This is a genomic window from Mannheimia sp., assembly GCF_056854775.1.
Genome location: NZ_JBXGGI010000149.1, coordinates 57,141 through 64,685, shown reverse-complemented (window position 1 = coordinate 64,685; position 7,545 = coordinate 57,141). Strand labels below are relative to the sequence as shown.

7 protein-coding genes are annotated in these 7,545 nt (G+C 38.6%); 1 reads left to right on the top strand and 6 read right to left on the bottom strand.

The features are described 5' to 3' along the window. Nucleotides 1-77: 77 nt before the first annotated feature. On the bottom strand, nucleotides 78-551 hold the full coding sequence (gene asnC / locus ACJHV0_RS10590) for a transcriptional regulator AsnC (RefSeq protein ID WP_334232532.1): 474 nt from the start codon (nucleotides 549-551) through the stop codon (nucleotides 78-80). Between the two features lie 167 nt (nucleotides 552-718). On the opposite strand from asnC, the gene asnA reads away from it, so the two are divergent. After that, the gene (gene asnA, locus ACJHV0_RS10585; protein ID WP_188157170.1) at nucleotides 719-1,711 is read left to right on the top strand and encodes an aspartate--ammonia ligase; all 993 of its coding nucleotides are present in this window, start codon (nucleotides 719-721) and stop codon (nucleotides 1,709-1,711) included. Nucleotides 1,712-1,811: 100 nt separating this feature from the next. Here asnA and ACJHV0_RS10580 read toward each other — a convergent pair whose 3' ends face one another. The 5 genes from ACJHV0_RS10580 to atpA all read right to left on the bottom strand — a co-directional run bounded on the left by ACJHV0_RS10580 (nucleotide 1,812) and on the right by atpA (nucleotide 7,537). After that, nucleotides 1,812-3,095, bottom strand: coding sequence for a factor H binding protein domain-containing protein (locus ACJHV0_RS10580; protein WP_483134175.1), 1,284 nt, complete (start codon nucleotides 3,093-3,095; stop codon nucleotides 1,812-1,814). A gap of 169 nt (nucleotides 3,096-3,264) precedes the next feature. After that, the gene (locus ACJHV0_RS10575; RefSeq protein ID WP_025236981.1) at nucleotides 3,265-3,684 is read right to left on the bottom strand and encodes a F0F1 ATP synthase subunit epsilon; all 420 of its coding nucleotides are present in this window, start codon (nucleotides 3,682-3,684) and stop codon (nucleotides 3,265-3,267) included. Nucleotides 3,685-3,709: 25 nt separating this feature from the next. Beyond that, complete coding sequence (atpD, locus tag ACJHV0_RS10570; RefSeq protein WP_283386652.1) at nucleotides 3,710-5,083, bottom strand: F0F1 ATP synthase subunit beta; 1,374 nt, start codon at nucleotides 5,081-5,083, stop codon at nucleotides 3,710-3,712. A gap of 20 nt (nucleotides 5,084-5,103) precedes the next feature. Then, nucleotides 5,104-5,970, bottom strand: a complete 867-nt coding sequence (gene atpG / locus ACJHV0_RS10565) for a F0F1 ATP synthase subunit gamma (protein ID WP_483134174.1) — start codon at nucleotides 5,968-5,970, stop codon at nucleotides 5,104-5,106. A 25-nt stretch (nucleotides 5,971-5,995) separates the two neighbouring features. After that, on the bottom strand, nucleotides 5,996-7,537 hold the full coding sequence (gene atpA / locus ACJHV0_RS10560; RefSeq protein ID WP_334248946.1) for a F0F1 ATP synthase subunit alpha: 1,542 nt from the start codon (nucleotides 7,535-7,537) through the stop codon (nucleotides 5,996-5,998). Nucleotides 7,538-7,545: the final 8 nt, after the last annotated feature.

Here is a 7,545-nt window from a genome sequence, read left to right as displayed (position 1 = left end):
TGGCATTCATTCTATTTCCTTTTATTTATATTGCTATTCTTATTTGCAAAAATTAATGCTTTTTTAACCGCTTGTTACTAAGGCAAAATATCTCTCAAAATCGGATTTTGTAGCGAAATCAAAGTTTCTGTTGATTGAATTTCATCAATAGATTGAATTTTGCCCGCTAAAACCGAATGCAATTCTTCAATAGTGTGAGTCATCACTTTAATAAAAATCGAATAATTACCTGTTGTGTAATATGCCTCCACTACTTCATCAAACTCGTTAAGTTTCGCGATTACTTTATCGTAATCTTTTGCCGATTTGAGAATAATTCCTATAAAACAACACACATCATAGCCCAATTTCTGTTCATTGACTACAATTTTTGTTGATTGAATAACCCCTGCTTGTCGCATTTTTTCAACCCGAACGTGGATAGTTGCCGCACTTACGCCAAAATCTTTCGCCATTTCTGCATAAGGTATGCGGGCATCTTTAATTAAACAGCGTAAAATTTGCTGATCGAGTTTATCAATTTCTAATTTCACTTTGTTTTTATTGTGCATTTTTCCTCCTCAAAATCCATTTATTTAGATTTTATCTAAAATAACTTAACTTATTTTAAACTAAATTTAATACATTTGCTTTTTTATTTGATAAATATTGCATTTTTAACAGAATTCTTTAAATTAGCAACTGTTCATATTTCATATTCATTAGGAAAGCAATAAAAATGAAAAAATCATTCATCTTACAACAACAAGAAATCAGTTTTGTTAAAAACACCTTTACGCAATATTTAATCGACAAACTAGGCATTGTGGAAGTACAAGGTCCAATCTTGAGCGAAGTCGGTAACGGTATGCAAGATAACCTTTCCGGTATCGAAAAAGCAGTAAAAGTAAACGTAAAATGTATTCCAAACGCCACCTATGAAGTGGTTCACTCTCTTGCTAAATGGAAACGCCATACATTAGCTCGTTTTGGTTTTAAAGAAGGTGAAGGCTTATTCGTGCATATGAAAGCGTTGCGTCCGGACGAAGATTCATTAGACCGCACGCACTCGGTGTATGTGGATCAATGGGACTGGGAAAAAGTGATTCCTGAAGGTCGCCGTGATTTTGCGTTCTTAAAAGAGACCGTGAACGAAATCTACAAAGCGATTCGTTTAACTGAATTAGCAGTGGAAGCTCGTTTCGATATTCCATCAGTTTTACCAAAACAAATTACCTTTGTGCATAGCGAAGATTTAGTGCAACGCTACCCAAATATGACAGGCAAAGAGCGTGAAAATGCGATTTGTAAAGAGTGCGGTGCAGTGTTCTTAATCGGTATCGGCGGCAAATTATCAGACGGCAAACCACACGACGGTCGAGCACCGGACTATGATGACTGGACAACCGAATCCGAGCAAGGTTATAAAGGCTTAAACGGCGATATTTTAGTGTGGAACGAAGAATTAGGCACAGCGTTCGAGCTTTCTTCAATGGGTATTCGTGTGGACGAAAAAGCATTACGTTTACAAGTAGCAATTACCGGCGATGAAGACCGTTTAGAAATGGATTGGCACAAAGATTTATTGGCTGGCAAGTTACCACTTTCTATCGGTGGTGGTATCGGTCAATCACGCCTAGTAATGTTCTTGTTACACAAAAAACACATTGGTGAAGTGCAATCTAGCGTATGGCCAAAAGCGGTGTTTGAAGAGTTTGAAAATATTCTTTAATCATAAAAAAGCGAACCTTCTGGTTCGCTTTATTTTTTCTACAAGCGGTCTGTTTTTGCAAAAAATTTACCGTTTTTGACCGCTTGTAAGTCTACAAAAATTATTGCTTCTCGCCTGCTACGCCAAAAACAGTACCTCCCTCGCTATCACCATATTTTTCAGCAGTTGTCTTATTTGTTGTTATTCCACCTTCAAATTGTTTATAAAGATAGGTCTCACCAGCGATAGCTTGTGCATTTTCACCGTAAAAACCTAATTCGTACTTACCTGAAATACCACCTGAAGCAGAAGCATTTGCTTTAATCATACCATCAACAATATTACCTTTTTCCAACTGGATTGTTGGAATAGCAGTATTATTAAATTGAGAGAGAGAACCAACCCCTGTTTTCTCAGTAAAATTAACTTTGTAATTCAATGTTCCTACATTATCCGAGTTAAATGCTTTGCCAACATAAGTTACTTCGCCAGATGTAGGAAGATTTGTAGTTCTTACCCCTTCAATTCGGTTAACTCTAAACCTTCTTTGTTCTGTTGTATCTTCATTCCAAAATGCACTAATATCACGCCCAACAACGGTTACACTTGGGGTAAGATAAATATAGTGATTACCAACAAAAATACCGTCTAAATTTTCTGCAGACATACTAATGAAAGCGTGTTTACTTAACCCTTTTGGTAAAGATAAACCTGTGTGATCAATCCAAGAATAATTTCTTCCTTGTTCTTTGGTAATTTCAGCTGCTTTTTGTACTATTTCTTTTATTAAAGCCGTTTTATTTTTTAATGCAAGCTCAGCCGCTTCTTTTTCTTGTTTTGCTGTTGCTAACTGCTCAGCTGTACTATTTTTATCCGCTTGAGCCTTTGCTAAATTTGCTTCAGCTTTCTGTAACTCATTTTTGGCTTTTACTAATTCAGCATTTGCAGAATTTAGCTGATTTTGTACCGCTTGTTTTTCGTTATTTATCGTAGTTAATTTGCTTTCAGCGACTTCTTTTGATTTTTGCAAATCATTTCTCGCTTTTGCTAATTCAGCATTTACAGAATTTAGCTGATTTTGCACCGCTTGCTTTTCATTATTCATCGTAGCTAATTTACTTTCAGCTAATCCTTTCGCTTTTTCAGCATTTTCAAGGTTTATTTTTGCTTGTGTAAGTTGCTCAGAAGTTGCATTTTTATAAGATTTCAACTTTGCTAATTCTGCTTGAGCCTTTTGTAAATTGCTTGTTGATGTTGCTAATTCTGATTTAGTTGTATCCAACTCTGTTTGAATTGAATTATGTTGAGGTTTGTCAGTAATAACATTTGATGAACCGCCACCGCTACTACAAGCAGTAATCCCAAATAAAATCAAACTAGCTAAAGAGAGTTTTTTAACAGACATAGTGTTTTCCTTATAAAATTGACCGTGCAAATGCACACAAAAATTGTACAAAAAAAAAACAACTTGTCGTCAAGTAGAAATGAATTTAAAAAAATATTTATCTGTAAAAAATTAGCATTTTTAAACCGCTTGTAAAAACAAAACCCCACTTGCGTGGGGTTTTTCAGTATTAACGTTTGTTCGCTAATTTTGTTTTTGTGAGTTCGTAAACACGCAATTTCGCAATTTCTTTCGCTAATTTCGCTGTTAAATCAGCGTCGTTAGTTTTAGACAAGGTTTCTTCTGCTTTACGTTTTGCAGCAAGAATACGTTGTTCATCAAGTTCATCACCACGAATTGCGGTATCTGCAAGCACGGTAACAATGGTTGGTTGTACTTCAAGGAAGCCACCAGATACATAGATAAATTCTTCTTTGCCATCAGCTAAAGTGAATTTAACCATACCCGGTTTGATAGCGGTTAATAGTGGGGTATGCCCTGCATAGATCCCTAATTCGCCATCAATCCCTGAAACACGCACACTCGTTACTGTGCCTTCAAAGATTTTACTTTCCGCACTCACAACTGTGAGTTCAAATTGAGATGTCATACTGTTCTCCTTTGTTTAAGAACAATTACATCTGTTTTGCTCTTTCAACCACTTCGTCAATTGAACCCGCCATATAGAACGCTTGTTCCGGGATATGGTCGTATTCGCCTTCTAAAATGCCTTTAAAGCCACGAATTGTCTCTTTTAACGGTACGAATTTACCCGGTACGCTGTTGAATACTTCCGCAACGTGGAATGGTTGTGAAAGGAAACGTTCAATTTTACGTGCACGAGCTACTAAGCGTTTGTCATCTTCCGATAACTCATCCATACCTAAGATTGCGATAATATCTTTTAACTCTTTATAACGTTGTAATGTACCTTGTACACCACGAGCAACATTATAGTGTTCTTCGCCAACAACTAATGGATCTAATTGGCGAGATGTTGAGTCTAATGGGTCTACCGCAGGGTAAATACCAAGAGATGCAATGTTACGGCTTAATACCACTGTTGAGTCTAAGTGTGCGAAAGTTGTTGCCGGTGATGGGTCAGTTAAGTCATCCGCCGGTACGTAAACCGCTTGTACAGAAGTAATAGAACCTGTTTTGGTTGAAGTAATACGCTCTTGTAATACACCCATCTCTTCTGCAAGAGTCGGCTGATAACCTACCGCAGATGGCATACGACCTAAAAGTGCTGATACTTCAGTACCTGCAAGAGTATAACGGTAGATGTTATCTACGAAGAATAATACATCACGACCTTCATCACGGAATTTCTCCGCCATTGTTAAGCCGGTTAATGCTACACGCAGACGGTTGCCTGGTGGTTCATTCATCTGACCGTAAACCAGTGATACTTTGTCTAATACGTTAGAGTCTTTCATTTCGTGGTAGAAGTCATTACCCTCACGAGTACGCTCACCTACACCCGCAAATACAGAGTAACCGCTGTGCTCAATCGCAATGTTACGGATTAACTCCATCATATTTACGGTTTTACCTACACCCGCACCACCGAACAAACCAACTTTACCACCTTTCGCAAACGGAGCGACTAAGTCAATAACTTTAATCCCTGTTTCTAACAACTCAGTGCTGTTAGACTGCTCTTCGTAGCTTGGTGCTGCACGGTGAATTGTCCAACGTTCTTCTTCACCAATTGGACCTGCTTCATCAATTGGCTCACCTAATACGTTCATAATACGACCAAGCGTTTTTGTACCAACAGGTACTTCAATCGCTTTATTTGTATTTTCAACTTTTAAGCCACGTTTTAAACCATCAGATGAACCTAATGCGATACAACGTACCACACCACCACCTAATTGTTGTTGAACTTCAAGCGTTAAGCCTGTTTCAACTTTTAATGCATCATAAACTTTTGGTACTGCATCTTGCGGAAACTCAACATCGATTACCGCACCGATGATCTGTACAATTTTTCCCGTTGCCATTACCGTTCCTCTATTCATTGTTAAATTGCTGCGGCACCCGCGACAATTTCATTTAATTCATTCGTAATACTTGCTTGACGAGCTTTGTTATACACCAATTGTAACTCATTAATCAGATTACCTGCGTTATCCGTTGCCGCTTTCATCGCAACCATTCGAGCTGCTTGTTCAGAGGCTAGGTTATCAACTACTGCTTGATATACCTGAGATTCTAAATAACGTACAAGTAAGCTATCTAATAACGCTTGTGGACTTGGTTCATAGATATAATCCCAAGAACCTGTTTGTCCTAATGAGTCATTTTCAAGTTCCGGCAATGGAAGTAGTTTTTGTACTGTCGGTTTTTGCGACATTGTGTTTACGAAGCGGTTATATACTACGTAAACTTCATCAATATCACCATCACGGAAGGATTTTACCATACCGTTTACAATACCAACTAAATTTTCCATTGTTGGTGTATCACCCAATCCATTAATATGACCTTTAATCTCTAATCCCATTGGGTTGAAGAAAGAAATACCTTTGTTTCCAACCAAACTTAATTCAGATTTGATACCTTGATCATCTTTTTCTTTTAACTCATTTAAAACGGTTTTAAATAAGTTAATATTCAAACCACCACACAATCCGCGATCAGTTGAAACGACTAAATAGCCCACTTTTTTCACCGGACGTGAGATGAGGAACGGGTGTTGATACTCGATGTTACCTTTGGCAATATGGCTAATTACTTTGCGAATGCTATCTGCATAAGGGCGAGAAGCCGACATACGCTCTTGGGTTTTACGCATTTTTGATGCGGCAACCATTTCCATCGCTTTGGTAATTTTTTGTGTATTACGAACACTTGCAATTTTGGTTCTTATCTCTTTAGCACCTGCCATATTTTTTCTCCGCTAAAAAGTTAGATTACCAAGCACTGTTCTTTTTGAAACCAGATAAAATCTCGTTCAATTTATCTTTAATTTCATCATTGAAATTGCCAGATTTTGACAGTTCTTGCATAAACTCGCCGTAGTTGCTTTGAGCATACGCTAATAAGTTAGCTTCAAACGAACCTACACGCTCAACAGGCACATCATCAAGATAACCATATTCTGCTGCTGCTAGCGATAAACCTAACTGTGCTACAGACATTGGCTCGAATTGTTTCTGTTTAAGTAATTCAGTTACTTTTTGACCGTGTGAAAGCTGTTTGCGTGTTGCTTCATCAAGGTCTGATGCAAACTGTGCGAACGCTGCTAATTCACGATATTGTGCAAGTGCGGTACGAATACCACCGGCTAATTTCTTCACTAATTTAGTTTGTGCAGAACCACCAACACGAGAAACCGAGATACCAGGGTTTACCGCAGGACGAATACCAGCATTGAATAATCCTGATTCCAAGAAAATCTGACCATCAGTAATCGAAATTACGTTGGTTGGAACGAACGCCGAAACGTCGCCCGCTTGAGTTTCGATGATCGGTAATGCAGTTAAAGAACCTGTTTGACCTTTCACCGCACCGTTAGTGAAACGCTCTACATAGTCTGCGTTTACACGAGACGCACGTTCTAATAAACGAGAGTGTAGGTAGAATACATCACCCGGGAATGCTTCACGACCCGGTGGACGACGTAATAACAATGAAATTTGACGGTAAGCAACTGCTTGCTTAGATAAATCATCGTAAACGATTAACGCATCTTCACCACGATCACGGAAGTATTCACCCATTGCACAACCTGCATAAGGAGCTAAGTATTGCAATGCTGCAGATTCAGATGCAGATGCTACAACCACGATAGTGTTTTGTAATGCACCGTGCTCTTCTAATTTACGCACTACGTTTGCAATAGTTGATGCTTTTTGACCGATCGCAACGTAGATACATTTAATGCCTGAATCACGTTGATTAATGATAGCATCGATAGCTAATGCAGTTTTACCGGTTTGACGGTCGCCGATGATAAGCTCACGCTGACCACGACCGATCGGAACCATTGAGTCCACCGCTTTATAACCGGTTTGAACAGGTTGGTCTACTGATTGACGATCGATAACACCCGGTGCAATCACTTCGATTGGTGAGAAACCATCGTTTTCAATTTCACCTTTACCATCAATTGGCTGACCTAATGTATTAACTACACGACCTAATAAACCACGACCAACCGGTACTTCTAAAATACGACCTGTGCATTGTACTTCCATACCTTCTGCTAAATCTGCATAAGGTCCCATTACAACCGCACCGACAGAATCTCTTTCTAAGTTTAATGCAATCGCATAACGATTGCCCGGTAATGCAATCATTTCGCCTTGCATTACATCTGATAAGCCGTGGATACGAATAACCCCGTCACTTACCGAAACGATTGTCCCTGTGCTTTGAGCTTCGCTCACAACATTGAATTGGGCAATACGCTTTTTAATCAATTCACTAATTTCTGTTGAATTTAGTTGCATTTTTTATT

Coding starts and splice junctions, on each gene's coding strand:
- asnC (WP_334232532.1), bottom strand. CDS start 551: ATGCACAATAAAAACAAAGTGAAATTAGAAATTGATAAACTCGATCAG.
- asnA (WP_188157170.1), top strand. CDS start 719: ATGAAAAAATCATTCATCTTACAACAACAAGAAATCAGTTTTGTTAAA.
- ACJHV0_RS10580 (WP_483134175.1), bottom strand. CDS start 3,095: ATGTCTGTTAAAAAACTCTCTTTAGCTAGTTTGATTTTATTTGGGATT.
- ACJHV0_RS10575 (WP_025236981.1), bottom strand. CDS start 3,684: ATGACATCTCAATTTGAACTCACAGTTGTGAGTGCGGAAAGTAAAATC.
- atpD (WP_283386652.1), bottom strand. CDS start 5,083: ATGGCAACGGGAAAAATTGTACAGATCATCGGTGCGGTAATCGATGTT.
- atpG (WP_483134174.1), bottom strand. CDS start 5,970: ATGGCAGGTGCTAAAGAGATAAGAACCAAAATTGCAAGTGTTCGTAAT.
- atpA (WP_334248946.1), bottom strand. CDS start 7,537: ATGCAACTAAATTCAACAGAAATTAGTGAATTGATTAAAAAGCGTATT.